Raw genomic sequence first — 25,195 nt, 5'->3', positions numbered from 1 at the left:
AATGACAAGATGACGAAGACGATGTGGAAACCGACCGGGCTGGCGCTTGCCGCGATTGCGGCGACGGCCGCCGTTGCGCTCGCCGTGCCGTCGGCGATGGCGCAGCGCGATCCCGCTTATGCGGCGGCGCGCGCCGCCGGACAGATTGGCGAACAGCCCGACGGCTATCTGGGCTTTGCGACGACGCCGACCCCGGCGATCCGCGCGCTGGTGCAGGACCTCAATATCAAACGCAAGGCGGCCTATACCGCGAGCGCGCAGTCGACCGGCAGCACAGTCGAGCAGTTCGCCTTTACCAGCGGCTGCAACCTGATTGCGCAGACCAAGGCGGGCGAGAAATATCAGACGCCGAGCGGCGCCTGGAAAACCCGCGACGGCAGCCCGCCCGAACGCGACGCGCGCTGCCCGTAAGCGATCAGACAGAACAACGGGGCCTGCGGGCCCTCAGATGCCGCCGCGCCCCTAAACGCGGCGGCATTTTTGTGCGTCGGTGTTGGAGTCATTTTTGTGCGCCTGCGCACAAGCATTGACTTAATGGGACGTCGTTCCTAAACGGACCGCGCCTTAGGGGTACCCCGAATTTTCGGGCCTTTTTTTGTAGGCGGAATCGGGAGCTTCCCATTCTGTTTCAGGAGGATGGCGAGGAAATGACGGGGAATGGCAGCGATCCGGAACTTGGCTCGGAGGATTCGCGCCTGGTCTCGCTCGAAGAGCGATTGGACCGGGTCGAAGCCGCAGAGGCAAAGCGGACCGCAGTGAATGCCGGACCGGAGACCGATGCGAATTACAAGCTCGGGAACCGCGTTCTGGCTGAACTGCTGGGCGGGATCGGTGGCGGCGCGCTGGTTGGTTGGACGATCGACCATTTCGCCGGCACGGCACCCTGGGGCCTGTTGGTGGTGCTGTTCCTCGGAATAGTCGTCGCCTTCAGAAACATATTTCGGATTGCGAACGTTCGGCCCACGAAGCTGGACTGACGGGGATTTAGGCGAGGTATCGCGTGGCGGATCAAGGTAAAGTGGACCCGATGCACCAGTTCGAGGTGCAGAAGATGTTCGACATGTTCCATGTCGGCAACCATGAGGTCGCCTTCACCACGAGCGCGATGTGGATGCTGATCGCCGGCCTGCTGCTGTGGGTCTTCATGATCGGCGGGATGAAGCGCCAGCTCGTCCCCGGTCGCTGGCAGGTCGCCGTCGAGGGCTTCACCGGCTTTATTTCGGGCATGATGAACGCCAACATCGGCCCTGAAGGCCGCAAGTTCACGCCTTATGTCTTCTCGCTCTTCATGTTCATCCTGATGCTGAACGTGATCGGCCTCATGCCGTTCGGCCTGTTCGGCGTGCATCCCTTTACCGTGACGAGCCATTTCGCGATCACCGGTTTTCTGGCGATCCTGAGCTTCTCGATCGTCCTGATCGTCGGTTTCTGGCGCCACGGACTGCATTTCTTCTCGCTGTTCGTGCCGCACGGTACGCCCTGGTGGCTGCTGTGGCTGATCCCCGCGATCGAACTCGTGTCGTTCCTCGTCCGCCCGTTCAGCCTTGCTCTCCGACTGTTCGTCGCGATGACCGCAGGCCACGTGCTGATGAAGGTCTTCGCCTCGTTCATCATCGACGGGATCGCCGCCGGTCCGGCGGTCGGACTTGGCGTCGGCATCCCCAGCATGGCGCTGATGGTCGGGATCAGCGGCCTCGAGCTGCTGGTCGCGGGTATTCAGGCTTATGTTTTCGCGCTGCTCACGTCGCTCTATCTGAACGACGCGATCAACCTGCACTGATATTTCAACTGTATAATCAACGTTTTTCCCAAGGAGTATAAAATGGACGTTCAAGCTGCTTCGCTCATCGGCGCCGGTCTGGCCGCTATCGGTGCCGGTATGGCCGCCATCGGTGTGGGCAACGTCTTCGGTAGCTTCCTCGAAAGCGCGCTGCGTAACCCGGCTGCTGCCGACGGCCAGCAGGGCCGCCTGTTTATCGGCTTCGCGGCTGCCGAACTTCTCGGCCTGCTGTCGTTCCTTATCGCGATCCTGCTGTACCTCAAGGCAGCCTGATTTCGCTCGCGGGGCCGGCTGGTTAAAGCCGGGCCCCGCGACTGCTTTTCTTTTGTCGGTCGAGAGTATCCATGCCTCAAATCAGCCAATTCGCTGAAAGCTGGTATGCCGCATCCCAGATTTTCTGGGTGCTGCTGACCTTTGGCTTCGTCTTTTTTGTCATCGGCCGCGGCATGCTGCCGAAGATCGAGGCGACGGTGGACGCGCGCGACCGCAAGGTGGCCGACGATCTGGCCGCGGCGAAGGCCGCGCATGCCGCTGCCGACAGTCTTGAAGAAAGCTACCGCCAGCAGAGCGACGCAAGCCGCGCCGCCGCGCAGAAAGCGGTGACCGACGCCAAGGACAAGGCCGCGAAAGACGCCGAAAAGCGTCTGGCGAAGGTCGATGCCGAACTCGCCGACAAGCTGTCGGCGGCCGAAGCCGACGTCAGCGCGGCGCGCAGCTCGGCGATGGCGGAAATCGAATCGGTCGCGGCCGAAGCAGCGGGCGACCTCGTCGCCAAGCTGTCGGGCGTGAAGGTCGCTGCGGCGGATGCCAAGGCGGCGGTGAAGGCGGTGCTCCATGGCTAATGTTCTGACCATCCTGTCCGAAGCCGCGGGCGAAGTGCACGCCGAGCCGGCATCGTTCGGTTTCATCGACGCGACCGTCTGGGTTTCGATCGCAATGGCGATCTTCATCGCCATCCTGCTGTGGAAGAAGGTGCCGGCGATGGTCGCGGGCATGCTCGACAACAAGATTGCCGAGATTTCGCAGCAGCTCAAGGAAGCCGAAGCGCTGCGTCTCGACGCCGAATCGCTGAAGGCCGAATATGAGGCGAAGCTCGCCGACGCCGCCAAGGAAGCTGACGAGATGCGCGCCCGGGCGGATGCCGAGGCCGAAGCGCTCGTCGCCAAAGCCAAGGCCGATGCGACCGCGCTGATCGCACGCCGCAAGCAGATGGCCGAAGACCGCATCGCCGCGGCCGAAGCCGGCGCGCTTGCCGAAGTCCGCACGGCGGCTGCCAAGGCAGCGACCGAAGCGGCAGCGAAGCTGATCGCCGACAAGCATGACGCAGCCGCAGACAAGGCGCTGGTTGATCAGGCCATCGCGGGCGTCGCCAAGGGGTGACCCCTTCGACATCGCTGAAAACAGAGCGCCCGCGGATTTCCGCGGGCGTTTTGCTTTTCCGGGCTATTTTGTTCCGGCCAGCCCGGCGACCCACGCTTTCGTGGCGGGGCAGTTGTCCATCGCGCGCCGATATGCTGCGCGCGCCGTGGTTCGTGCGATATAATCCAGTTCCACCGTGCCGAACGCGAAACCGATGGTGCGCTCGGCGAATTGCAGCGCATAGGTCACCGATATATCCGCCGCAGTGAACCGCTCGCCCGCTATGTAGGGCGCCTGCGCCAGTTGGCGGCTCACGAGGCCCAGTCGGCTCTTGAAGATGTCGAGCGCCCAGCCCGTCGTCCAGTTCGTCTGCTCGCTTTCGGGGGCGAGGATGATGGTTGCGACGATGGCGTTGACCGGTCCTGCAAGGCCTGCCTCGCCCATATGGAGGAACTGCAGATAGGCAGCGAAGGCGGGATCGTCCGTTGCGGGGACTAACGATCCCTCGCCGTACCGCGCGAGCAGATATTCCATGATCGCAATGGATTCGACCATGATTGTCTCGCCATCGACGATCGCTGGAATGAACCCCGCCGGATTGACCGCGAGGAATTCGTGATCATTCTCGATCCCGTCGAGCAGGTCGACCTGCCGCAGCCGATAAGGAATCCCCAACTCTTCGAGCAGCCAGGCGACGCGGAAGCCTCGTCCTTCTCCATATAGCGTGATCATGCCGCGCTTCTCAGAATTTGATCATGATCTGCCGCGCCAGCGCGGGCGAGATGCTGTGGACGAGCTGCAATATCTTCACCATGCCGACGTTGATCTCGGTTTTGCCGGCGCGGATCCCGCGGACGATCTCGGCAGCGCAGTCATGTGCGGTCATCTTCTTGCCGTCGCGCCTCGCGGTCATGTTCGTTGCGACCACGGGCGGCAGCGCTTCGATGATGCGGACATTGCTGTCCTTCAGCACATAGCGCAGCGCCTGCGTGTAAGCGCGAAGCCCCGCCTTCGTGGCACAATAGACCGCGCCGCTGCCGCACGGCGCGATGGCGAGGCCCGATGTGACGTTGACGATCGCCGCCTCGCCCTGCGCCTTGAGTGTTGGCAGCAATCGCGTACAGAGTGCGATCGGTGCGTCGAGATTGGTATGCAGACACGTTTCCGCGATGGCGAGCGTGGTGGCGTCGTCGACAGCATAGTCCATCGCACCGACCCCGGCATTGTTTACCAGAAGCGCGAGCGGCTTCCCCGCGACGCCGTTGACGACCGCATCGACACCAGCGCCGGTAGACAGGTCGCCTGCGATCGTGCCGAAACCGAGCCCAGCCATCGCCTGCAACTTCTCCGCCGACCGCCCGGTGACGATCACATTCGCCCCCGCCGCCTGCAGCTGCAGCGCAATCTCGCGCCCGATCCCGTCGCCGCCGCCGGTAACCAGCGCGAGTTTATCCCGTAAATCCATGCGACCCCTCCCATGAGCTTTTACCTTGCGCACTATGGCGGGTCGCATCGCCATCGCCTACATGGAAAATCATGGCCCGTCCGAACGCTCCCGACCGATTCAACGAAGAAAAAGCGACCTATGTGATCCGCGGCAGCGGCGACGAGGATGACAAGCCCGATCTGGAACGCGGTGCCGAGGCGATCCGCAGCGTCGTGCGCAAATTGCCGACGCGACCCGGGGTGTACCGGATGCTCGATGCGCGCGGCGACGTGCTCTATGTCGGCAAGGCGCGCGCGCTCAAGAACCGGGTGACGAACTACACGCAGGTCGCGCGGCTGCCACAGCGGCTGCAGCGCATGGTGTCGCAGACGCGCGCGATGGAGATCGTCACGACGACGAGCGAGGCCGAGGCACTGCTACTCGAGGCGCAGCTCATCAAGCGCTATCGGCCACCGTATAATGTGCTGTTGCGCGACGATAAAAGCTTCCCCTTCATCCTGTTGCGCACCGATCATGATTTTCCGCGGGTACAGAAGCATCGCGGTGCACGGCGTGCGAAGGGGCGCTATTATGGCCCCTTCGCGAGTGCCGGATCAGTGGGCCAGACGCTCAACGCGCTGCAGAAAACCTTCCTGCTGCGAAGTTGCACCGACAGTTTTTTTGCGAACAGGTCGCGGCCGTGCCTGCTCTACCAGATCAAGCGGTGCAGCGCGCCGTGCGTCGATCGCATCTCGAAGGAGGATTATGCTGGGCTGGTGAGCGACGCGCAGGACTTTCTCGAAGGGCGTTCGACCGCCGTCCAGAAACGACTTGGCGCCGCGATGACCAAGGCGGCCGAGGCGATGGATTATGAGCAGGCGGCGGTGATCCGCGACCGGCTGAAATCGCTGACCTTCATTCAGGGCAGCCAGTCGGTGCACGCCGACGGGCTCGGCGACGCCGATGTCTTCGCGCTTGCCGCGAAGGGCGGGCAGCTCTGCATCGCGGGCTTCTTCATCCGCGGCGGGCAGAATTGGGGGCATCGCAGCTTCTTCCCGGCGCATGTATCGGGGGTGCCCGAGAGCGAGGTGATGGCGAGCTTCTTGATGCAATTCTACGAAGGCGTGCCGCCGCCGAAGCTGATCCTCGTCGACCGCGAGCCTGAAGAAAGCGCGTTGCTCGCCGAGGCGCTGGGCGAAAGCGGGAGCCGCAAGATCGAGATCAGCGTGCCGCAGCGGGGGAACCGTCGCCGCCTGCTCGAACAGGCGGTGCGCAACGCGGGCGAAGAACTCGACCGACGGCTTGCCGAGGGCAGCAGCCAGGCGAAGCTGGGCCGCGAACTTGCTGAACTGTTCGACCTCGAAAACCCGCCGCAGCGCATCGAGATTTATGACAACAGCCACATACAGGGCACCAATGCGCTTGGCGCGATGGTCGTCGCTGGTCCCGAAGGGTGGATCAAGGGCGCCTATCGAAAGTTCAACATCAAGCGCGCCGAGACGCAGCCGGGCGACGATTTCGCGATGATGCGCGAGGTGTTCGAGCGCCGTTTCGCGCGGGCGATCGAGGAAGATCCCGAACGGACGAAGGGCGAATGGCCCGACCTCGTCCTGATCGACGGCGGCAAAGGACAGGTGTCGGCGGTCGCGGCGGTGTTCGCCGAGCTGGGGATCGACGACCTGACCTTCATCGGCGTCGCCAAGGGCCCCGACCGCAATGCCGGGCGCGAAACTTTCTATCACCCCGACGGACGCGAATTCACGTTGCCGCCGAACAATGCAGTGCTCTTCTATATCCAGCGGCTGCGCGACGAGGCGCACCGTTTCGCGATCGGTGCGCATCGGCAGAAACGCGCCAAGGCAATGGGGTCGTCGCCGCTCGACGAGGTGCCGGGCATCGGCCCGTCGCGTAAGAAGGCGCTGTTGATGCATTTCGGCACCGCGCGCGCGGTGCGTGGTGCGAGCCTCGAAGATCTGCAGAAGGCGCCGGGCGTCAGCGCTGCGGTCGCGCAGGCGGTGCATGATTTCTATCATTCGGGACGGTGAGGGGAGTTTTATGGATTTTGCAGCAGCCATGCCGCTCGCGGGAACGCTCGGCGTTACGATCCACGAAGGCAGCAAGGAGCGTGTCGCGGGCAAGTTGCCCGTGCGTGCCGAAATCTGTACCGCGGGCGGGATCGTCCATGGCGGGGCGATCATGGCCTTTGCCGATTGCCTTGGCGCCGTAGGCGCATTCCTGACGCTGCCCGACGGCGCGAACGGCACGACGACGATCGAGAGCAAGACCAATTTTCTCGGCGCGGGGCCGGTTGGGTCTGTGCTCGTCGGCGAGGCGACCCCGGTGAAGATCGGCAGGCGGCTTTCGGTGTGGCAGACGCGCATACGGACCGAGGGTGGCGCCGAAGTGGCGTTGGTGACGCAGACGCAGATGGTGCTTTGACCAGCCTGACCGCCGACGCGATCGTCTGCGCGGTCCGCGCGCATGGCGAGCATGGAGCGATTGTACGGGCGTTGACGCAGGAAGCTGGGTTGATCGCGGGCTATGTGCGCGGCGGACGTTCAACGCGTCTGCGGCCGATCCTGATCCCCGGCAACCTGATCGCGCTCGAACTGCGGGCGCGAACCGACGAGCAATTGGCGGGGGCGACCGCCGAGTTGCTGGAAAGCCGTGCGCCGTTGCTTGGCGAGCCGCTTGCGGCGTCGGCGATCGACTGGGTGACCAGCCTAACCGCATCGACCTTGCCCGAAAGCCAACCTTATCCCGCGCTTTATTCGGCACTTTCGGCGGTGCTCGACGCAGTCGGCGTCGCATCGTCCGCGCGGCAATGGGCGGCCGCGCTGGCGCGCTACGAGCTGCTGCTACTTGCCGAATTGGGTTTCGGCCTGAACCTTGAAGAATGTGTCGTCACCGGCACGTCTGCTGATCTGTCGTTCGTCAGCCCCAAGTCGGGCGGTGCGGTGAGCGTGGGCGCTGCGTCGGGTTATGAGGAGCGTCTGTTCCGCCTGCCGCCGTTTTTGCTCGGACAGGACGCCAGCCCGCCGATGGGAGACGTCCTCGACGGTCTCGTCATCACCGGCCACTTCCTCGACCGCGACGTCCTCGACGGGCGCAACCGCGACTTGCTGACCGTAAGGGAAAGATTGGTCGATCGGCTGGGCAGGGCGGTTGCGTGACGCGCCGCCGCTGTCTAAGCGGCTGGCGAGACACGAAAGGGCGACATAGTGCAAATTCTGCTGCTGGCTGGCGACGGTATCGGTCCGGAGATCATGGCGGAGGCCGAGAAAGTGCTCGCTGCGCTCGATCTGCCCGTGACGCTCGATCGCGCGCTTGTCGGTGGGGCGGCCTATGAGGCGACCGGTCATCCGCTGCCGCCCGAGACGCTGGCGAAGGCGAAAGCCGCCGATGCGATCCTGTTCGGCGCGGTCGGCGATCCGCGCTTCGACAATGTCGAACGCCATCTGCGGCCCGAACAGGCAATCCTCGGCCTGCGCTCCGAACTCGGCCTGTTCGCCAATCTGCGGCCCGCCAAGCTGTTCACCGGGCTTGAAGACAGCTCCGCGCTGCGACCCGAGGTCGCCGCCGCGATTGACCTGCTGATCGTCCGCGAACTCAACGGCGACGTCTATTTCGGCGAAAAGGGGACGCGCACGACGGCCAGCGGCGAGCGCGAAGGCTATGACATCATGTCGTACAGCGAGAGCGAAGTGCGGCGCATCGCGCAGGTCGCCTTCCGTGCGGCGCAAGGTCGCCAGAAGCGCCTTTGCTCGGTCGATAAGGCGAATGTGCTCGAAACTTCGCAGCTCTGGCGCGATGTGGTGATCGAAGTCGCTGCCGAATATCCCGACGTGGCGCTCAGCCACATGTATGTCGACAATGCCGCGATGCAGCTCGTGCGCAACCCGGGGCAATTCGACGTCGTCGTCACCGGCAACCTCTTCGGCGATATCCTGTCGGACCAGGCGTCGATGTGCGTCGGCTCGATCGGGCTGCTCGCTTCGGCGTCGCTGAGCGAAGGCAAGCAGGGGCTTTACGAACCGATCCACGGCAGCGCCCCCGATATCGCGGGCAAGGGTGTCGCCAACCCGCTCGCGATGATCCTGTCGCTCGCGATGCTGCTTCGCCATTCGGGTGGCGACGAGGCGAGTGCTGCGCGGATCGAGGCGGCGGTCGCGAAAGTGCTCGCGGACGGGTGCCGCGGTGCGGATCTGGGGGGCAATATGGGAACGACGGCATTGGGCGATGTGGTCGTTGCAGCTTTGAACGGATAAAAGAATGAAGAAGACGACGGGCCTCGACCGGAACAAGACACGCAACTGGCATCCGGCAACGCAGGCGGTGCGCGGTGGCACCTGGCGCAGCGAACATGGCGAGACGTCGGAGGCACTCTTCCTGTCCTCGGGCTATACCTATGACAGTGCCGAGGAAGTGGCGGCGCGCTTTGCGGGCGAAGAGCAGGGCATGACCTATTCGCGCCTGCAGAACCCGACGGTGGCGATGCTCGAGGAGCGCATCGCGCTGATGGAGGGCGCCGAGGCCTGCCGCGCGCAGGCGACCGGCATGGCGGCAATGACGACGGCTTTGCTGTGCCAATTGTCGGCGGGCGACCATATCGTCGCGGCGAAAGCCGCGTTCGGTTCGTGCCGCTGGCTCGTCGATCATCTGTGTCCGCGTTTCGGGATCGAAACGACGGTCGTCGACGGCCGCGACAATGATGCGTGGGAAAAGGCGATCAAGCCGAACACCAAGGTCTTCTTCTTCGAAACGCCCGCGAACCCGACGATGGATATCGTCGATGTGAAGCATGTCTGCGCGCTGGCGAAAGCGCACGGCATCACGTCGGTGGTCGACAATGCCTTTGCGACCGCGGTGCTGCAGCGCCCGATGGATTTCGGCGCCGATGTCGTCGCCTATTCGGCAACCAAGCTGATGGACGGGCAGGGGCGCGTCCTCGCCGGTGCCGTGTGCGGGACCGAGAAGTTCATCAACGATGTGCTGCTGCCGTTCCAGCGCAACACCGGGCCGAATCTCTCGCCCTTCAACGCATGGGTCGTGCTCAAGGGCCTCGAGACGCTCGATCTGCGCGCGCGCCGCCAGTCCGAAAACGCGCTCGCGGTCGGCAAGTTCGTCGAAAGCCGCGTGCCGCGCATCTTGCACCCGGGCCTCGCAAGCCACCCGCAGCACAATCTGGCGATGAGCCAGATGGAGGCGTGCGGGCCGATCTTTTCCTTCATACTCGACGGCGGCCGCGAACAGGCGATGGGTCTGCTCAATGCCCTCGAACTCGTCGATATTTCGAACAATATCGGCGACTCGCGCAGCCTCTGCTGTCATCCGGCCTCGACCACCCACTATGGCGTCAGCGCCGAGGCGCGCGCCGATATGGGCGTCGTCGAGGGCATGCTGCGCATCAATATCGGGCTCGAGGATCCGCGCGATATCATCGCCGATCTGGACCAGGCATTGACCAAGGTCGGGCTTTGAGCGACGCTGGCCCCATGAGCACGATGATCGACTCCTTCTTTCCCTTTGCGGCGACCACCGGAGCAATCACCGTGCGCGTGGCGGTCAGCTATCTGCCCGAACAGTCGCACCCTGCGCTCGGCCGCTGGTTCTGGGCCTATCATGTCCGCGTCGAAAATCATGGCGAGGAAGCGGTGCAGCTGATCAGCCGCCATTGGCGGATCAGCGACGGGCGCGGCCAGGTCAGCGAAGTCGAGGGCGAGGGCGTCGTCGGCGAGCAGCCGTTGATCGTGCCCGGCGGCGCCTACGACTATGTTTCGGGTTGCCCGCTGCCGACCCCCGAGGGATCGATGGTCGGAAGCTATGCGATGGAACTGGGCGACGGATCGCAGTTGCTCGTCGCGATCCCGCATTTCCCGCTCGTGGCGCCTGCGACCGCGTCATGAAGCGCACGCACCTGCCGCTGAACGCCCTGCGCGTGTTTGACGCCGCTGCCCGGCATTTGAGCTTCACGCGCGCCGCCGACGAACTGGCGGTGACGCCTGCGGCGGTGGGACAACAAATCCGCGCGCTCGAGGATATGCTGGGCGTCGTGCTGTTCCGCCGCACGCCCAAGGGTCTCGAACTGACGGGCGAGGCCGATGCCGGCCTCGACGCGCTGCGTCAGGGCTTTTTGCAGTTTGAGGAATCGGTGCGCGCGATGCAGGCCGGGCAATCGTCGCAGTCCCTGACGATCGCGGCGCCGCGCGACTTGACCGCGAAATGGCTTGCGCCGCGCCTCGCGCGCTATAGCCAGCAGGCGCCCGATGTGCGCTTCACGCTGGTGTCGGCTGACGGCGGGATCGATTTCACCGAAGCAAACCTCGATCTGGCGATTTTCTGGACCGACGGCGCGGGCGAACATGAAGGCGTTGCGCTGGCCGACGCGTTGATGGTGACCGTCGCGGGGCCCGGCAGCAACAGCGATACGCGCATCGCGTGGCCGGGTTGCCCGGCGGGCGATGGCGAACCGGCCCTGCGGCTGGGCGATGCCGGGCTGGCGATCGACGCCGCGGCGAACGGTCTGGGACATGCGAATGTGCCGGCGATGCTCGCCGAGGCCGATATCGCGGCGGGCCGCGTCCGGCAGGTCGGTGGCAGCGTCGCCGTGAAGCGCGGTTACTGGCTCGTCGCGCCGACCCCGCAATGGCGGCAGGCGAAGGTCAAGGCGCTGGTTGCGGCGCTAACCGCCGCCTGATGTAACCGGGCCGCGGCTGCGCCCGAATAACCCCGAAACCATCATCGGGGGTATTCATGCTCAAAATTCTGGACAAACTGCCGTCTCAGGCCTTTGCAATCTGCGCGCTTCGCTGGTCGATGCTGTTCATCTTCGCATTTTTCGGGGTGGCCAAATTTGCGACCTATGAAGCCGAAGGCGTGGCGAAGATTGCGATGCATTACCCGCTGTTTTCGTGGATGTATCCGCTGATTGGCGTGCAAGGCACCAGCAATGTCATCGGGACAATAGAGCTGGCGACCGGTGCGTTGATCGCGCTAGGGGCATGGTCGCACCGTGCGGGGCTGATCGGCGGGCTGATGGGCATGACCACCTTCCTCATCACGCTCAGCTTCAGCTTTGGCGTGCCGTTGTGGGAGGAAGGCTATGGTTTCCCTTTCATGGGTTCGACCGCGCAGTTCCTGTTCAAGGATGCCGTGCTGCTGGCGGCGTGCCTGACGCTGGCGCTGCATGGCGGTCATGCGCTGCGAGCGCGAGCAGACGCGTAACCAGCGCGACCAGCCGCTCGGCCGCGACATTGGCCTCGGGATTGTTCCAGCTCGCGGTCACCACAAACCAGCGGCCGTCCGACTTGCGCTGCCCGAGCAGGCTCATCGACAGCACGCCATTTTCGGACCCGCCCTTGTAGCCGAGATATGCCCAGTCCGCCGCCGCGACCGGACCGACGCCATTGTTGATCGCCATCGCTTCAAGAATTGTTTTCGATTGCCGCGCGCGCAGATCGACCATCAGCCGTGCGATATCGTTCGGACTTGCGAACCATTCGAGACTGTCGATGAAACGCGGGCCCGCGGTGAAGCTGATCCCATCGACATTGGCGAGGGTGAGGCGGTGCCGATTGTCCTTGAGCAGTTTGCGCTGTACGGCGTCATTGCCTTTGACAAAAAGCGGGCGCAGGTCGTTGAAATTATTGCCCTTGAGCGCGAAGGCCTCGACCGTCGTCAGCAGTGGGATGTTGAGCGACGGGGCGGCGTGTCCCGCGCTTCTCATCCGCGCCTCGATCGCTTCGCGTCCGATAAGGTGGATCAGCGTATCCGCCGCGCCATTGTCGCTGACCGATATCATCCAGTTGGCAAGCGTCTGAAGCGTTACCGGGGTTTTTTCAGGCCAGTTTGCCGTAGCCGCCGATGAAAAGCTGACATGCGACAGCGGGACGACATCGGACCATCGGCGCTTGCCCGCCGTCACCTGCGCCGCGAGTTCGTCGAGAATATAAAGTTTGAAGGTCGAACCCGTTGCAAACTGCCGGTCGGCGTTGGCCGAGGCGAGGGGGCGGATGATGCTGCCATCGAGCTCGGCGACGAGAAAGCCCTTCTGTCCCGGCAATTGCGCGATCTCTTCCGCGACCTTGTCGAAATTGTCGCCGGGCACCGTGATCCCCGTCACCCGCAGCCCCGTCACGCGCGCGTCGGCCGCGATGCCGACGTCGATCAGGACGGTTGCTACGCCCCTTTCCAGACGCAGCAGGACGGTTCCCGAACGATCATCGGCGGCCGTGATTTTATCAATCGCGACAGCTTGGCCATATTGCGCGATCAGGCCGGCTCGGAACGCATCGAATTGTGGTTCCGGCACCGCCGTCTGGAAGTGCGGGTCGAAATAATCGGAATAGGCGATTTTGCCGCCGAACAGGTCGACGAGCTGCGCGGCGCGCCGCTCGAAAGCGGTTTGCGCTGCGGGAGCCGCCCTTTCTGGCGCGCGCGCACTGGCGATGTGAGGCGGAAGCATGAGGAGCATCGCTGCCGCTATTGCCCCCGCCCGAAATCTCGCCATGAATGCCTCCTCAGGCGTCGATCGCGGCCTCGTCGAGCGTCGCGGCGTTGGCCTGAATGAACTGGAAACGATGTTCGGGATGTTTGCCCATCAGCCGATCGACCAGATCCTTGACCAGATGCCGCTCCTCATATTCCTGCGGCAGCGTGACGCGCAGCATTGAGCGCGTCGCCGGATCCATCGTCGTTTCTTTCAACTGGTTGGGGTTCATCTCACCCAATCCCTTGAAGCGGCCGACCTCGACCTTCTTGCCCTTGAACTGCGTCGCCTCGAGCTCGGCGCGGTGCGTGTCGTCGCGGGCGTAGGCCGACGTGCTGCCCGCGGTCAGGCGATAGAGCGGCGGCTGCGCGAGATAGACATGACCACGCCGGACGATGTCGGGCATTTCCTGAAAGAAGAAGGTCATCAAGAGCGTCGCGATATGCGCACCGTCGACGTCGGCGTCGGTCATAATCACGATCTTCTCGTAGCGCAGCCGGTCGGCGTCGCAATCCTTGCGCATCCCGCAGCCGAGCGCGAGCGCAAGATCGGCGATTTCCTGATTGGCGCGGATCTTGTCGGCGCTGGCACTCGCGACGTTCAAAATCTTGCCGCGGATCGGCAAAATCGCCTGCGTCTTGCGGTCGCGCGCTTGCTTCGCGCTCCCGCCGGCGCTGTCGCCTTCGACGATAAACAATTCCGTGCCTTCGGGGCCGTCATTCGCACAATCTGTTAGCTTGCCCGGCAGGCGCAGCTTGCGGCCGCTTGTCGCGGTCTTGCGCTTGACCTCGCGCTCGGCCTTGCGCTTCAGCCGCTCGTCCATCCGGTCGAGGACGAGTCCCAAGAGCGCGCGGCCGCGGTCCATATTGTCCGACAGGAAATGGTCGAAATGGTCGCGCACGGCATTTTCGGTGAAGCGTGCGGCCTCGGGGCTCGACAGCCGGTCCTTGGTCTGGCTCTGGAATTGCGGCTCGCGGATGAAGACCGACAGCATCATCTCGCCGCCATTGAACACGTCCTCGGCAGTGATCTGCGTGGCCTTCTTCTGTCCGATCAGCTCGCCAAAGGCGCGTAAACCCTTGGTCAGCGCCGAACGGAGCCCGGCTTCGTGCGTGCCGCCTGCGGGGGTCGGGATCGTGTTGCAATACCAGCTGTATGACCCGTCGGACCACAACGGCCAGGCGATCGCCCATTCGGCGCGGCCCTGTTCGCCCGGAAACTCCTGACGTCCGACAAAGGGTTCGGCGGTCGCACATTCGCGTGTGCCGATCTGTTCCTTGAGATGATCGGCGAGACCGCCGGGGAATTGGAACACGGCCTCGGCAGGGGTGTCGTCGCCGATCAGTTCGGGGGCGCATTTCCAGCGGATTTCGACGCCCGCGAAAAGATAGGCCTTCGAGCGCGCCATACGGTACAGGCGCTGCGGCTTGAACCGGCCATGGTCGCCGAAGATTTCGGGGTCGGGGATGAAGCTGACGCTCGTTCCGCGGCGGTTGGGGGTGGGGCCGAGTTCCTCGAGCCCGCCAAGCGGGGTGCCGCGCGAGAAACGCTGGCGATAAAGCTGCTTGCCGCGCGCGACCTCTATTTCGGTTTCGATCGACAGCGCGTTGACGACGCTAACCCCGACGCCGTGCAGGCCGCCCGACGTTGCATAGGCCTTGCCCTCGAACTTGCCGCCCGAGTGGAGCATCGTCATGATGACTTCGAGCGCCGACTTGCCCGGGAATTTCGGGTGCGGGTCGACCGGCATGCCGCGGCCGTTGTCGACGACGGTCAGCCTATTGCCGACATCGAGTTCGATCTCGATCCGCGTTGCGTGGCCCGCAACCGCCTCGTCCATGCTGTTGTCGATAACCTCGGCGGCGAGGTGATGCAGCGCGCGTTCGTCGGTGCCGCCGATATACATGCCGGGACGGCGGCGGACGGGTTCCAGCCCTTCGAGCACCTCGATCTGCGAGGCGTTGTAGCTGTCGGTCGCGGGCAGGTTGCTGTCGAACAAATCGTGACTCATGTGATGGCTATAAGGGGGCGGCAAGGGCGCTGGCAAGCGCGGTTTTTGGCGCGGGATGTGCGCCCCGGCATAGGCTCGGTTCATCGCATTTCGGGCGCCGCGCGGAACTTTGATCGGAAGCCCCGGGTTGAGAGGGCGACTGCAAAGTCACCAAAAAGTGGAGTAATAACAATGAAATTCGCAGCTCTCCTCGCCATTTCGGCGGCCCCTTTGCTCGCCGTTCCGGCGCTCGCTCAGGATCGCGATCCGTCGAAGGACTTTAACGGTCCGTATATCTCGGTTGGCGGCGGCGCGTCGCTCCAGGGAAGCGATCGCGGCGAAACCCTGACCTTCGATACCAACCGCGACGGCACCTATGGCGACCCGGTCAACACTTCTGGCGGGACGGACGCATTCGCGCCCGGTTTCTGCAACGGCGCGGCGACGGGGACCGCCAATAGCGGCTGTCGCAACGACAAGGATGGCCCGGAGTTTTTCGGCCGTCTTGGCTATGACCGCCGCATGGGCAATTTCGTGCTCGGCGCAGTCGTCGAGGGCGGCCACAGCGCCGCGCGCGACAGCGTCAGCGGCTTTTCGACCACGCCCGCGAGCTACACGATGAGCCGCGAGGCCGACTATCAGGCGAATGCCCGCTTGCGCGCCGGCTATACGCCCGGCGGCGGCGCGCTCTTCTATGTCACCGGTGGCGGCGCTTATGCGCGCCTCGACAACAAATTCACGACGAGCAACACCGCGAACAGCTTTGCCGACAATGGCAAGACCAACGGCTGGGGTTATGCCGCAGGCGGCGGCGCCGAAGTCATGGTGACGAACAACATCTCGGTCGGCCTCGAGTATCTCTACACCGATATCAAGGACAAGGATTATGTCGTCAACGTCGGTGCGGGCACCGCGCCGCCGACCAATCCGTTCCTGCTGAATGGCGGCGGGACGGACATTCAGCGCAGCAACGCTCATTTCCGTACGCACAGCGTGCGCGGCGCGATCAGTTACCGCTTCTGACCTCTTGGGAGCGGAAAGGGAGGCGCCGGGTCCACGCGATCCGGCGCCTTACCTATGCCGGTCGCGCGTGGGGCGCGGCGAAGATCGCGAAATTGCCGTTCGCGCTGCTGACGAGACGGCCGTCCTGATAGAGGCGCGCGTCGATATTCGCGACGCGCTTGCCACGGTGCAGCACCGACGCCTCGCACGTCAGCCGACCTTCGCCGACGCGGACATGATAGTTGAACTTGATTTCCAGCGTCGCGCACCACTGGTCGTCGGCGAGCACGCTGGTCAGCGCGCCGCCCATAGCGGTGTCGGCGAGCGAGTAGGCGACGCCACCGTGGGCAGCGCCTTGCGGGCTGAAATGCTTATGGGGATCGATGTCGATCGCCATCGTGCAGCGTCCGTCGCCGCGCTCGACCATTTGCAGGCCGAGCGCGCGCGCGAATTCAAATTCCTGCCCGAAGGGCCTCACCGCACGGTCTTAACGAACCCGGGGGCCACCGAACGGCGGGGGCGGGGGCGGGCGGCGCGTGCCGCGCGGCAGCTGTGCCTGATAGGCGCGGCCGCAATGCTGGACGCAATATGGGAAACCCGGGTTCACCGCGTCACCGCAGAAATGGAAGTCAGGCTCGCCGGGATGTCCCATCGGCCAGCGGCAGATGCGGTCGTTGAGGTCGAGCAAGGTCGTCTTGTCGGCGATCTCGGGGCTCGGCTTCGCGGGCACCAGCCGGCGCGGCGGCGCGGGCGGGATCGGTGCCTGCTGGTCGCCGGGACCCTGGCGGATGAAGCCGCCGGGGCCGATCGAAACGATACGCGGCGCATCGGGCTTCGGCGCTGCATCGCCACCCAGCGCACCATCGGCCGTTGGTGTCTCGACGGCAGGACGAGCTTCCTGCTTGGGCGCAGCGACCACGGGGCGCGGCGCAACCGGCGCGGCCGCGCGCGGCGCTGCAACGGGCGCCGCGGGTTTCGGCGTCGCGGGCGCCGCGACCTTGACCGGCTTGGCGGGCTTATCGGTCGCCTTGACGGGCGAGGGGCGCGATTTGAGGCCGAGGCGATGCGCCTTACCGATCACCGCGTTGCGGCTCACGCCGCCGAGTTCATCGGCGATCTGGCTGGCGGTCAGCCCCTTTTCCCACATGGTGCGCAGGCTTTCGATGCGCTCGTCGGTCCATGACATATTCAATTCCTTATCATTCACGCGGCGGGCGGTCAGACGATCCGCCTTGTCGATCCTTTCGGGACCGGCATCAGTCGTTGCCCAGCTTGCGGTAAGATCGGGGAGGCGATAGGCGAGAACGCCATGAACGACCAGCCCCAAATTTCGCGCCCCGACTCGACAAATTCTGCCGCGACTCCAAGTTTTGCCGAACCCGGCGTTCCCCATATCCGAACGCTGAACGTGCCCGGCATGCACGCGCTATATGTCAAGGAGGTCCGCCGGTTTTTCAAGGTCCAGCTGCAAACAATCTGGGCCCCCGCGATTACCACGCTACTGTTCCTCGTCATTTTCACCGTCGCGCTCGGCGGTGCGGGGCGGACGGTGATCGGGGTTCCTTTCGCCGATTTCATCGCGCCCGGCCTCATCATGATGGCAATGCTGCAGAACAGCTTCGCCAATTCCAGCTTTTCGCTGCTCGTCGGCAAGATCCAGGGCACGATCGTCGATTATCTGATGCCGCCGCTCGCCGTGGGCGAATTGATCATCGCGCTCATTGGCGCCGCGATTACACGATCGATTCTTGTCGGCTTGGCGCTGTGGCTTGCGATGCTGCGGTGGCCTGGCGTCCATGTCATGCCCGATCATCTTTGGGCCGTTGCCGTTTTTGGCGTGCTCGGCGCAATGATGCTCGGCTTTCTCGGCCTCATTACCTCGGTCTGGGCTGAGAAGTTCGACCATGCCGCAGCGGTAACCAATTTCGTCGTTACCCCGCTCGCGCTGCTTTCGGGAACCTTCTATTCGGTCGACAAGCTCGCGCCATGGTTCCAGACGATCGCGCACGGCAATCCCGTCTATTATGCGATCATGGGCTTTCGCTATGGCTTCATCGGCACGGTCGATTCGACGATCGCCAATCCGGTTTTGACTGCGGCGCTGATGCTGGTCGGGGTCAATATCGTGCTGGGCGTTATCACCTACCGCCTGCTTGCCTCCGGGTGGAAACTGAAGGCCTGATCCGCCTTAGTGACGGTGGATCGCGCGGACGCGGTAGCGGCCGTGGTCGAGCCCGTCGAACATCGCCTCGATCTGCGGATGGTCGATCGGCCCGCCGTCGCCGTCGGCGACCAGATTCTGCTGGCTGACATAAGCGATATATGACGAATCGCCGTTTTCGGCGAGCAGGTGGTAATAGGGCTGCTCCTTCGCCGGACGGATGTCCTCGGGGATCGCTTCATACCATTCGTCGCTGTTCGCGAAGACGGGATCGATGTCGAACACGACGCCGCGAAAGTCGAACATACGATGGCGTACGATATCGCCCGGCGCGAAACGTGCGCGGCCGATCAAAGGTGCAGTAACGGTGGGGGGAAGTTCGGAACTGGAGTCGGGTGTCATATGGTCAATCTATGGCGGTTTACGCGCGTTTCAAGTCCGTTACATTCCAATTCGGCTGTGGTTTGCCGAATCGGGCTGTGATCAGCGTTACAGATGCATTGGCGATGCGGGCTAAATTGTCCTCCTGGCTTTTGCATATCCCATTCGGGTTGTGGGCCGCACGATCAGGGGAGACGCATTATGACGGACGTACCACCCATCAGTTCCGGTCCGGCTTCGGGCATTATCCAGCGCGCGAAAGACATTCTTCTCAAGCCCAAAGAGACATGGCCCGTTATCGCGGCCGAGCCGGCGACGGTGCAATCAATCTATATGCCCTATGTGCTGCTGTTGGCAGCGATCGGGCCGGTGGCCGGGTTCATCGGCGGGCAGGTTTTTGGGTTCACCATGTTCGGCGTGACCTATCATCCGCCGCTGGCGGGCGCGCTGGTGTCGGCGATCGTTTCCTACTGCCTTTCGCTGGCGACGATCTTCATCCTTGCGCTGGTCATCGACGGCCTGGCGCCGAACTTTGGCGGGCAAAAGGATCAGGTCCAGGCACTGAAGGTTGCGGCCTATTCGGCGACCGCCGGCTGGGTCGGCGCTATTTTCGGGATATTGCCGGCACTCGCCGTTCTCGGCCTCTTGTTTGCGCTCTATGGGCTTTATCTCCTCTATCTCGGCCTGCCGGTGCTGATGAAGGCGCCGCAGGACAAGGCGCTAGGCTACACGGTGGTCGTGATCATCGTTTATATCGTGCTGTTCCTGATCGTCGGCGCCGTCGTCGGCGCCCTCGCTGCACCGTCGCTCGTCACGGTCAGGTAGCGTTCGCCCGCAGGCTGCCCCGGTCGTTTGCCGGGGCGGCTTCTGTGGTCAAAAATGTAGAAAAATGGAGGAGAGTGAGGGATTCGAACCCTCGGTACCGTTGCCGGCACTTCGCATTTCGAGTGCGACGCTTTCGACCACTCAGCCAACTCTCCTCGCTGAGAGTGGACGCCCCTAGCGGCGGGCCGAACGTCTTGCAACCCTCTCGTCACAAAATTACGGCCCGCCGCCAAATTATGGGGTGAACTCAGGGCTTGTCGGCTTCCCACCAATAGGGCTGGCGCTTGCGCGTGCCCGTCTCGGCCTCATTCATCGTCAGCGGATCGTAGAGCCGCCCGCCGAGCATCACGCGATGGATCTGCTCGGTATTGCGGATGTTTTGCGTAGGGTCAGCGTCGAGGATGAGCAGGTCGGCGAGTTTACCCGCCTCGAGCGATCCGACGTCCTTTGCGTAGCCGAGCGAAGTCGCAGGCATGATCGTCGCGGCGCGGAGGGCGTCGATATTGCTCCACCCGCCGCGAACAAACGACCAGATTTCCCAATGCGCGCCGAGCCCCGATTGCTGGCCGTGCGCGCCGATCGAGACCATGCGGCCCGCCGCAGCGATCTTGCCCGCCTCGCGCGCCGAATCATCGTCGACATAATCGCTTTCGGGGGCGATCACGCGCCGCTTGTTGTTCGCAGCGAGTTCGGTCGGCGGCGCGTGTCGCGACAGGATCGGATGTTCCCATACATTGGTGTGGGCGCGCCAATAGGGGTCGCCCGCGGGGCCGCCGTAGGTCACGACGAGCGTGGGAGTGTAGTCGACCTGCGTCTGCCCCCACAGCTGCACCAGATCCTTGTAGAAAGTGTGGAGCGGGATGTTGTGCTCGACCGTCGAATTGCCGTCCTGGATCAGCGTGACGTCCTGCGTGAACAGCGAGCCGCCCTCGGGTACCACTGTCAGACCCTCGACCTGCGCGGCCTTTACGACCATCTGGCGCTGGTCGCGGCGCGGCTGGTTGTAGTTTTTGACGCTGTGTGCCCCCTGCGCTTTCAGGCGGCGGACATGCGCGAGCGCGTCGTCATAGCCGTTGATTTCGGCATAGACCCCTGCTGCTTTGGCGCCGTATATGATCTCGCCGGTCGAAAAGATGCGCGGCGCGAGGATAAGTCCGGCGCGCTGCATTTCGGACGAGACGAAAATCTCCGACGCGCGCGACGAGGGGTTATGGCTCGTCGTCGTTCCCATCGCGAGGTTGACGATCTCTGACCAATTCTGCTGCGGCACCAACTCATCGTCGCCGTGCGACCCATGCGCGTGCGCGTCTACGAAGCCCGGAACGATCGTCTTGCCCGTCGCATCGACCGTCACGGCGCCTGCAGGAACAGTGATCGCACCCGCCGGACCGACCGCGGTGATGCGGTCGCCGTCGATGATGATCGCGCCATTTTCGATCACGCCGCCGTCCTTGTCGGCCATCGTGACGATCTTCGCGCCGGTGATGACGACGACGCCCTTATGCTTCGCCGCCGCACGCGTCATAGACAGCGAAACACCATCGGTCGGAGGCGTGAACTTCGGCGCCTTTTCGTCGGCGGGTGCGTTGGTGAAGAGGCTGGCGAGATCGGCGCTGAACAAGGTCGCGCCGCGGCTCCAATGAAGGCGGCGGCCGCCGTCGGACCAGTTCATATATTCGGCGCCGCTGCCGCTCACGCGCGTAACGGGCAGCGCGCCGCTCTTGGTGCCGAGCGAGACATCCTGTCCGCCGGGCATCAACGGCGTGACATAGGCGTCGTAATTCTGCCGGAAGGCGAGGGTGCGGCCATCGGGCGAGATTTCATAGTCGCTGACGAGCTCGCCGTTGGCGTGGACGCGTTTGTCCTGGCCATGGAGGTCGGTGCTGACAAGCTGGCTTTTGCCGTCGGCGCCGGTCACCATGAAAACGCGGTCGCTGGTCGATGCGAATTGCGGCTTGGCGCCGTCGCTGCTGATCCGTTCGGCCGCGCCCCCTGCAGTGGCGATGCGATAGACGCCGGGATCCTCGCTCCAGCGCGCCGAGGTCAGCCCACCGCTGCCGCGCCGTTCGAACACGATCGTCTTGCCGTCGGGAGAGAAGCGCGGTTCGGCATAATGGCCGGGCGTGCTGGTGATCTTGCGTGACGATCCGCCGCCCGCGCCGACGACATGGATCTCGCCCATGCCGCCATCGGTCCAGCGGACGAAGACGATCGATTTGCCGTCGCGCGACCAGCTCGGCCACAGCTCCATCGCATCGTCCTTGGCTGCGGTCAGCCGGCGTGCGGCGCCGCCGGTCGCCGGCTTGACCCACAGCTTGCCGAGCGTTTCGAAGACGACGTTGCGGCCGTCGGGCGAGACTTCGGCCCAGCGCGGCATCTGCGTTGCAAAGCTGTCGGGGGCGACCTCGACCACCGGGTGCGTCGCATCGACGATCGTGCGGTCGTCGTTGACAGCGAACGGGATGACGCGCGCGTCGCCGCCCGCACCGCTTACGCGGCGCAGCTTGCCGCCGGCCCAGAAGACGATGTCGCGGCTGTCGGGGGTCCACGCCATGTTCGGGTACACGCCGGTGACGGCCCAGGTTTCCTGCACATCCTGGTCGAGCGCGTCATAAACCTTCTTCTCGGTGCCCGAGGCGAGGTCTTTCACATAGAGCTTCGACTGCGTCCCCTCGCGGCGGACGAAAGCGAGGCGCTTGCCGTCGGGCGAGGGGGTGGGGCGGACGGCGCCCCCGGGACCAGCGGCTGCGGTGCTGACCTCGCCATCCTCGAGGCTGTAGCGTTCGATGTGGAACAGGTCGGTGTTGCTGTCCTGCGCATATTCGAAGATCGGACCCGGGGTTACGTTGCGCGTATAAAAGACGCTCTTGCCATCGGCGGCGAAGATCGGTTCGCCGAGCTCCTTTTGGTGGCGCTCGTTGGGTTTCTTGACGAGCGGCACGCCCGCGCCGCCCGAGACATGGTACATCCACACCTCGCCGGTACCCAGCGAGCGGCCCGTGGTGAAATGCTTCTTCGCGACGATGAACTGGCCGTCGGGCGACCAGCTCGGTTGGTTGAGCAGGCGGAAATCCTCTTTCGAGATCTGGCGCTTGTCACCGCCGTCGCGGTTCATCAGCCAGATATTGTCGCCGCCCGCACGGTCGGAGACAAAGGCGATGCGCTTGCCGTCGGGCGAGAAGCGCGGCTGGTGCTCATAGGCCAGCCCCTCGGCGATCCGCGTCGGCGTACCGCCCTCGATCGGCATCGTGTAGATGTCGCCAAGCATGTCGAAGGCGATCGTGCGGCCATCGGGCGCGACGTCGACGTTCATCCAGCTGCCTTCGTCGACCGCGAGTTGCACTTTGCGCGTCGTAAGACCCGGGGGCGCGTTGACGTCCCACTTTTCTTCCTTCTTGTCGGCAGGAGCCGGAGCGGTCGCAGGGGCAGTCTGCGCCCATACCGAGGTCGAACAAGCCAGAGTCGCCGCAAGGGCGAGAGCGAAGCGCGCCATGAAATTATCCCCGTTTGAAATGATGTGACGACCATATGGTTCGCCCGCGAACATGCAAGCGGCAGCTTTCGACGAAGGCGCTGGCAGGGTCGACAAGCGGCTGCTAGCCCGGTCGAAAGAACAGGAACGGGGAGAGCCAGGCGTGCCGCTCAATGGTATCAGGGTATTGGATTTCGGCCGCTATATCGCCGGTCCCTATTGCGCGGCGCTGCTCGCGGATTATGGCGCCGACGTGATCCGGATCGAGGCGCCGGGCGGCAATGACGACCGCTATACGGTGCCGGTCGCCGAGGATGGATCGGGCGCGATGTTCATGCAGATGAACCGCGCCAAGCGCTGCCTAACGCTGAAGCCCGGAAGCGCGGAGGGGCGCGAGATCGTTCGGCGGCTGGTCGAGACCGCCGATGTCGTGATCGCGAACCTGCCGCACGATGCGCTGGTCAAGCTGGGGCTCGATTATGACAGCCTGTCGGTAATCAACCCGCGTATCATCCTCGTGACCGCATCGGCGTTCGGCAGCGAGGGGCCGCTCGCCAGCCGGGTCGGGTTCGATGCGGTGGGGCAAGCGATGTCGGGGACGGTGCATCTGACGGGCACCCCCGACCAGCCCTACCGCGCGCAGGTCAATTATGTCGACTTCGGTACCGCGCTTCACTGTGCCTTCGGCGTCATGCTCGCGCTGCGCGAGCGCGAGACGACCGGGAAAGGCCAGTGCGTTTCGGGGTCGCTGCTAGGCACCGCGCTCGCGTTGTCGAACGCGCTGACGATCGACCATGCGTTGAACGGCATCGAGCGTCAGCCGATCGGTAACCGCAGCTTCAGTTCGGGACCGACCGACGTATTCCGGACGCGTGATGGGTGGATCATTACCCAGATCGTCGGGTCGGGGATATTCGCGCGCTGGGCCGAACTGGTCGGGCGACCCGAACTGGTCGACGACCCGCTCTATGCCAGCGACATCTTGCGCGGTGACAATGGCGAGGAACTGAGCGCGATCATGCAACGCTGGTGCATTGAACGCACGAGCGCCGAGGCGATTGATGAGCTCGCCGCCGGGCGCGTTCCGGCGGCACCAGTGCTGCGCACAGGCGAAGCGCTGAAGCAGCCGCAGGTTGTCGCGATGCGGCTGGTCGAGCCGGTCGACTATCCGGGTGCGAACGCTTCTGTTCCTGTCATCCGTGCGCCGATCAGTCTGTCAGCGAGCGACAAGATTGCACCGGGCCGTGCGCCGCAGGTCGGCGAGCATAGCGACGCGATCCTCGCCGAGCTCGGTTACGACGGCGAAGCCATTTCGGCTTTGCGCGCGGCAAAGATTATTTGAGTGGAGGAGGGTGGACAATCGGCGATCACCGATTAAATTACCGGTCAGTATAAAAATCAACCCAGGAGTTCTCCATGACCGACAATAGCGAATATGTGCCGCCGAAAATCTGGACCTGGGACAAGGAAAGTGGCGGGCGTTTCGCCAATATCAATCGGCCCGTCGCCGGGCCGACGCATGACAAGGAACTGCCGATCGGCAAGCATCCCTTGCAGCTCTATTCGCTCGGCACGCCCAATGGCGTGAAGGTCACCGTGATGCTCGAGGAGCTGCTCGCGGCGGGACATGGTGGCGCCGAATATGACGCATGGCTGATCAATATCGGCGAAGGCGACCAGTTTTCGAGCGGCTATGTTGCGGCCAATCCGAACAGCAAGATTCCTGTGCTCGTCGATCGCAGCGGCGCCGCGCCGATCCGTATCTTTGAATCGGGCGCGATCCTGATCCATCTTGCCGAGAAATTCGGCGCTTTTCTGCCGACCGATACCGCGAAGCGCGCTGAGACGCTGTCGTGGCTGATGTGGCAGATGGGCAGCGCGCCCTTCCTCGGCGGCGGCTTTGGTCACTTTTATGCCTATGCCCCGACGAAGCAGGAATATCCGATCAACCGCTATGCGATGGAGGTGAAGCGCCAGATGGACGTGCTCGACCGCCGCCTCGCCGAAAGCGAATATATCGCCGGCGCCGACTATACGATCGCCGACATGGCGATCTGGCCTTGGTATGGCGCGCTGGCGAAGGGATTGGTCTATGAGGCTGGCGAATTCCTGCAGGTCGACGAGTATAAGAACGTCCAACGCTGGACCGACCAGATCGCGGCGCGCCCCGCGGTAAAGCGCGGGCGGATGGTCAACCGCGTGACGGGCGATCCGGCGAGCCAGCTTCGCGAACGGCACGACGCCTCGGACTTCGAATTGCGCACGCAGGACAAGCTGGAGACGGCCGAATAGTTTGTAGTTTACGGTTGAA

General features: G+C 64.0%; 27 protein-coding genes and 1 tRNA gene. 19 read left to right on the top strand and 9 right to left on the bottom strand.

Translation table 11 applies throughout. The features are described from left to right. Positions 1-9: 9 nt before the first annotated feature. From GGC65_RS03060 to GGC65_RS03035, 6 genes are all read left to right on the top strand, one after another. On the top strand, positions 10-411 hold the full coding sequence (locus GGC65_RS03060; RefSeq protein WP_192645818.1) for a YdbL family protein: 402 nt from the start codon (positions 10-12) through the stop codon (positions 409-411). A gap of 236 nt (positions 412-647) precedes the next feature. Continuing rightward, positions 648-977: an AtpZ/AtpI family protein gene (locus GGC65_RS03055; protein WP_192645817.1), complete on the top strand. Its 330-nt coding sequence runs from the start codon at positions 648-650 to the stop codon at positions 975-977. 50 nt (positions 978-1,027) lie between these two features. Continuing rightward, on the top strand, positions 1,028-1,780 hold the full coding sequence (locus tag GGC65_RS03050; RefSeq protein WP_192649368.1) for a F0F1 ATP synthase subunit A: 753 nt from the start codon (positions 1,028-1,030) through the stop codon (positions 1,778-1,780). Between the two features lie 42 nt (positions 1,781-1,822). Next, positions 1,823-2,053 carry a F0F1 ATP synthase subunit C gene (locus tag GGC65_RS03045; RefSeq protein ID WP_037515205.1) on the top strand — a complete coding sequence of 77 codons (231 nt, stop codon included), beginning with the start codon at positions 1,823-1,825 and terminating at the stop codon, positions 2,051-2,053. A gap of 71 nt (positions 2,054-2,124) precedes the next feature. After that, positions 2,125-2,622 (top strand): ATPase, encoded by a 498-nt coding sequence (locus GGC65_RS03040; RefSeq protein WP_192645816.1) that lies wholly within the window; start codon positions 2,125-2,127, stop codon positions 2,620-2,622. Then, the gene (locus GGC65_RS03035) at positions 2,615-3,160 is read left to right on the top strand and encodes a F0F1 ATP synthase subunit B (protein WP_192645815.1); all 546 of its coding nucleotides are present in this window, start codon (positions 2,615-2,617) and stop codon (positions 3,158-3,160) included. The genes GGC65_RS03040 and GGC65_RS03035 overlap by 8 nt, the downstream gene beginning before the upstream one ends. 63 nt (positions 3,161-3,223) lie before the next feature. Here the strand turns inward: GGC65_RS03035 and GGC65_RS03030 are convergent, their stop codons facing one another. Then, a complete protein-coding gene (locus tag GGC65_RS03030; RefSeq protein ID WP_192645814.1) occupies positions 3,224-3,871 on the bottom strand; it encodes a glutathione S-transferase family protein in 648 nt (215 codons plus the stop codon). Positions 3,872-3,881: 10 nt separating this feature from the next. Further along, complete coding sequence (locus GGC65_RS03025; RefSeq protein ID WP_192645813.1) at positions 3,882-4,604, bottom strand: SDR family oxidoreductase; 723 nt, start codon at positions 4,602-4,604, stop codon at positions 3,882-3,884. A 71-nt stretch (positions 4,605-4,675) separates the two neighbouring features. On the opposite strand from GGC65_RS03025, the gene uvrC reads away from it, so the two are divergent. Genes uvrC through GGC65_RS02985 form a run of 8 tightly spaced genes read left to right on the top strand, consistent with a single transcriptional unit; the run spans position 4,676 to position 11,789 of the window. Further along, positions 4,676-6,610 (top strand): excinuclease ABC subunit UvrC, encoded by a 1,935-nt coding sequence (uvrC, locus tag GGC65_RS03020; RefSeq protein WP_192645812.1) that lies wholly within the window; start codon positions 4,676-4,678, stop codon positions 6,608-6,610. A gap of 10 nt (positions 6,611-6,620) precedes the next feature. Further along, complete coding sequence (locus tag GGC65_RS03015) at positions 6,621-7,004, top strand: PaaI family thioesterase (RefSeq protein ID WP_192645811.1); 384 nt, start codon at positions 6,621-6,623, stop codon at positions 7,002-7,004. After that, the gene (recO, locus tag GGC65_RS03010) at positions 7,001-7,738 is read left to right on the top strand and encodes a DNA repair protein RecO (protein WP_192645810.1); all 738 of its coding nucleotides are present in this window, start codon (positions 7,001-7,003) and stop codon (positions 7,736-7,738) included. Before GGC65_RS03015 ends, recO begins: the two co-directional genes overlap by 4 nt. 48 nt (positions 7,739-7,786) lie before the next feature. After that, entirely contained in the window at positions 7,787-8,833 is a 1,047-nt protein-coding gene (leuB, locus tag GGC65_RS03005; RefSeq protein ID WP_192645809.1) for a 3-isopropylmalate dehydrogenase, read from the top strand. A gap of 4 nt (positions 8,834-8,837) precedes the next feature. Next, positions 8,838-10,046, top strand: a complete 1,209-nt coding sequence (locus GGC65_RS03000) for a trans-sulfuration enzyme family protein (protein WP_192645808.1) — start codon at positions 8,838-8,840, stop codon at positions 10,044-10,046. Positions 10,047-10,069: 23 nt separating this feature from the next. Then, complete coding sequence (apaG, locus tag GGC65_RS02995; protein ID WP_192649367.1) at positions 10,070-10,471, top strand: Co2+/Mg2+ efflux protein ApaG; 402 nt, start codon at positions 10,070-10,072, stop codon at positions 10,469-10,471. Further along, positions 10,468-11,262 carry a LysR family transcriptional regulator gene (locus tag GGC65_RS02990; protein WP_192645807.1) on the top strand — a complete coding sequence of 265 codons (795 nt, stop codon included), beginning with the start codon at positions 10,468-10,470 and terminating at the stop codon, positions 11,260-11,262. The genes apaG and GGC65_RS02990 overlap by 4 nt, the downstream gene beginning before the upstream one ends. Before the next feature lie 56 nt (positions 11,263-11,318). Continuing rightward, the gene (locus GGC65_RS02985; RefSeq protein WP_192645806.1) at positions 11,319-11,789 is read left to right on the top strand and encodes a DUF417 family protein; all 471 of its coding nucleotides are present in this window, start codon (positions 11,319-11,321) and stop codon (positions 11,787-11,789) included. Here GGC65_RS02985 and GGC65_RS02980 read toward each other — a convergent pair. Together GGC65_RS02980 and parE are read right to left on the bottom strand one after the other, a co-directional pair. Next, complete coding sequence (locus GGC65_RS02980) at positions 11,707-13,038, bottom strand: serine hydrolase (RefSeq protein ID WP_225940648.1); 1,332 nt, start codon at positions 13,036-13,038, stop codon at positions 11,707-11,709. The genes GGC65_RS02985 and GGC65_RS02980 overlap by 83 nt on opposite strands. Positions 13,039-13,084: 46 nt before the next feature. Continuing rightward, positions 13,085-15,064, bottom strand: coding sequence for a DNA topoisomerase IV subunit B (gene parE / locus GGC65_RS02975; protein ID WP_192645804.1), 1,980 nt, complete (start codon positions 15,062-15,064; stop codon positions 13,085-13,087). Positions 15,065-15,235: 171 nt separating this feature from the next. Here parE and GGC65_RS02970 point away from each other — a divergent pair, with 171 nt between their 5' ends. Then, the gene (locus GGC65_RS02970) at positions 15,236-16,066 is read left to right on the top strand and encodes an outer membrane protein (protein WP_192645803.1); all 831 of its coding nucleotides are present in this window, start codon (positions 15,236-15,238) and stop codon (positions 16,064-16,066) included. A gap of 52 nt (positions 16,067-16,118) precedes the next feature. Here the strand turns inward: GGC65_RS02970 and GGC65_RS02965 are convergent, their stop codons facing one another. Both GGC65_RS02965 and GGC65_RS02960 read right to left on the bottom strand, forming a co-directional pair. Continuing rightward, positions 16,119-16,523: a PaaI family thioesterase gene (locus GGC65_RS02965; protein WP_192645802.1), complete on the bottom strand. Its 405-nt coding sequence runs from the start codon at positions 16,521-16,523 to the stop codon at positions 16,119-16,121. A 9-nt stretch (positions 16,524-16,532) separates the two neighbouring features. Beyond that, a complete protein-coding gene (locus GGC65_RS02960) occupies positions 16,533-17,231 on the bottom strand; it encodes a GcrA family cell cycle regulator (protein ID WP_192645801.1) in 699 nt (232 codons plus the stop codon). 123 nt (positions 17,232-17,354) lie between these two features. Here GGC65_RS02960 and GGC65_RS02955 point away from each other — a divergent pair, with 123 nt between their 5' ends. Continuing rightward, positions 17,355-18,227: an ABC transporter permease gene (locus GGC65_RS02955; protein WP_192645800.1), complete on the top strand. Its 873-nt coding sequence runs from the start codon at positions 17,355-17,357 to the stop codon at positions 18,225-18,227. Positions 18,228-18,233: 6 nt separating this feature from the next. Here the strand turns inward: GGC65_RS02955 and hspQ are convergent, their stop codons facing one another. After that, complete coding sequence (gene hspQ / locus GGC65_RS02950; protein ID WP_192645799.1) at positions 18,234-18,608, bottom strand: heat shock protein HspQ; 375 nt, start codon at positions 18,606-18,608, stop codon at positions 18,234-18,236. 180 nt (positions 18,609-18,788) lie between these two features. Between hspQ and GGC65_RS02945 the strand changes: the two genes are divergently transcribed. Beyond that, on the top strand, positions 18,789-19,412 hold the full coding sequence (locus GGC65_RS02945; protein ID WP_192645798.1) for a Yip1 family protein: 624 nt from the start codon (positions 18,789-18,791) through the stop codon (positions 19,410-19,412). 65 nt (positions 19,413-19,477) lie between these two features. On the opposite strand, the gene GGC65_RS02940 is transcribed toward GGC65_RS02945, so the two are convergent. Both GGC65_RS02940 and GGC65_RS02935 read right to left on the bottom strand, forming a co-directional pair. Then, a tRNA-Ser gene (locus GGC65_RS02940) sits at positions 19,478-19,567 on the bottom strand. Between the two features lie 92 nt (positions 19,568-19,659). After that, positions 19,660-22,905, bottom strand: coding sequence for an amidohydrolase family protein (locus GGC65_RS02935; protein WP_192645797.1), 3,246 nt, complete (start codon positions 22,903-22,905; stop codon positions 19,660-19,662). Between the two features lie 52 nt (positions 22,906-22,957). Between GGC65_RS02935 and GGC65_RS02930 the strand changes: the two genes are divergently transcribed. After that, complete coding sequence (locus GGC65_RS02930; RefSeq protein WP_192645796.1) at positions 22,958-24,226, top strand: CaiB/BaiF CoA transferase family protein; 1,269 nt, start codon at positions 22,958-22,960, stop codon at positions 24,224-24,226. A gap of 74 nt (positions 24,227-24,300) precedes the next feature. Then, complete coding sequence (gene yghU, locus GGC65_RS02925; protein ID WP_192645795.1) at positions 24,301-25,176, top strand: glutathione-dependent disulfide-bond oxidoreductase; 876 nt, start codon at positions 24,301-24,303, stop codon at positions 25,174-25,176. The last annotated feature ends 19 nt before the right edge of the window (positions 25,177-25,195 follow it).

This window comes from Sphingopyxis sp. OAS728, from assembly GCF_014873485.1.
In the GTDB taxonomy this organism is placed as follows: Bacteria; Pseudomonadota; Alphaproteobacteria; order Sphingomonadales; family Sphingomonadaceae; genus Sphingopyxis.
This window is presented reverse-complemented; position numbering and strand designations above follow the sequence as displayed.

Coding starts and splice junctions, on each gene's coding strand:
- GGC65_RS02980 (WP_225940648.1), bottom strand. CDS start 13,038: ATGCTCCTCATGCTTCCGCCTCACATCGCCAGTGCGCGCGCGCCAGAA.
- GGC65_RS03040 (WP_192645816.1), top strand. CDS start 2,125: ATGCCTCAAATCAGCCAATTCGCTGAAAGCTGGTATGCCGCATCCCAG.
- GGC65_RS02960 (WP_192645801.1), bottom strand. CDS start 17,231: ATGTCATGGACCGACGAGCGCATCGAAAGCCTGCGCACCATGTGGGAA.
- yghU (WP_192645795.1), top strand. CDS start 24,301: ATGACCGACAATAGCGAATATGTGCCGCCGAAAATCTGGACCTGGGAC.
- GGC65_RS03045 (WP_037515205.1), top strand. CDS start 1,823: ATGGACGTTCAAGCTGCTTCGCTCATCGGCGCCGGTCTGGCCGCTATC.
- GGC65_RS03000 (WP_192645808.1), top strand. CDS start 8,838: ATGAAGAAGACGACGGGCCTCGACCGGAACAAGACACGCAACTGGCAT.
- uvrC (WP_192645812.1), top strand. CDS start 4,676: ATGGCCCGTCCGAACGCTCCCGACCGATTCAACGAAGAAAAAGCGACC.
- hspQ (WP_192645799.1), bottom strand. CDS start 18,608: ATGACACCCGACTCCAGTTCCGAACTTCCCCCCACCGTTACTGCACCT.
- GGC65_RS03035 (WP_192645815.1), top strand. CDS start 2,615: ATGGCTAATGTTCTGACCATCCTGTCCGAAGCCGCGGGCGAAGTGCAC.
- GGC65_RS03025 (WP_192645813.1), bottom strand. CDS start 4,604: ATGGATTTACGGGATAAACTCGCGCTGGTTACCGGCGGCGGCGACGGG.
- GGC65_RS02930 (WP_192645796.1), top strand. CDS start 22,958: ATGCAAGCGGCAGCTTTCGACGAAGGCGCTGGCAGGGTCGACAAGCGG.
- GGC65_RS03060 (WP_192645818.1), top strand. CDS start 10: ATGACGAAGACGATGTGGAAACCGACCGGGCTGGCGCTTGCCGCGATT.
- parE (WP_192645804.1), bottom strand. CDS start 15,064: ATGAGTCACGATTTGTTCGACAGCAACCTGCCCGCGACCGACAGCTAC.
- GGC65_RS02935 (WP_192645797.1), bottom strand. CDS start 22,905: ATGGCGCGCTTCGCTCTCGCCCTTGCGGCGACTCTGGCTTGTTCGACC.
- GGC65_RS02945 (WP_192645798.1), top strand. CDS start 18,789: ATGACGGACGTACCACCCATCAGTTCCGGTCCGGCTTCGGGCATTATC.
- GGC65_RS02970 (WP_192645803.1), top strand. CDS start 15,236: ATGAAATTCGCAGCTCTCCTCGCCATTTCGGCGGCCCCTTTGCTCGCC.
- GGC65_RS03030 (WP_192645814.1), bottom strand. CDS start 3,871: ATGATCACGCTATATGGAGAAGGACGAGGCTTCCGCGTCGCCTGGCTG.
- GGC65_RS02955 (WP_192645800.1), top strand. CDS start 17,355: ATGAACGACCAGCCCCAAATTTCGCGCCCCGACTCGACAAATTCTGCC.
- GGC65_RS03015 (WP_192645811.1), top strand. CDS start 6,621: ATGGATTTTGCAGCAGCCATGCCGCTCGCGGGAACGCTCGGCGTTACG.
- apaG (WP_192649367.1), top strand. CDS start 10,070: ATGATCGACTCCTTCTTTCCCTTTGCGGCGACCACCGGAGCAATCACC.
- GGC65_RS02985 (WP_192645806.1), top strand. CDS start 11,319: ATGCTCAAAATTCTGGACAAACTGCCGTCTCAGGCCTTTGCAATCTGC.
- GGC65_RS03055 (WP_192645817.1), top strand. CDS start 648: ATGACGGGGAATGGCAGCGATCCGGAACTTGGCTCGGAGGATTCGCGC.
- GGC65_RS02990 (WP_192645807.1), top strand. CDS start 10,468: ATGAAGCGCACGCACCTGCCGCTGAACGCCCTGCGCGTGTTTGACGCC.
- GGC65_RS03050 (WP_192649368.1), top strand. CDS start 1,028: ATGCACCAGTTCGAGGTGCAGAAGATGTTCGACATGTTCCATGTCGGC.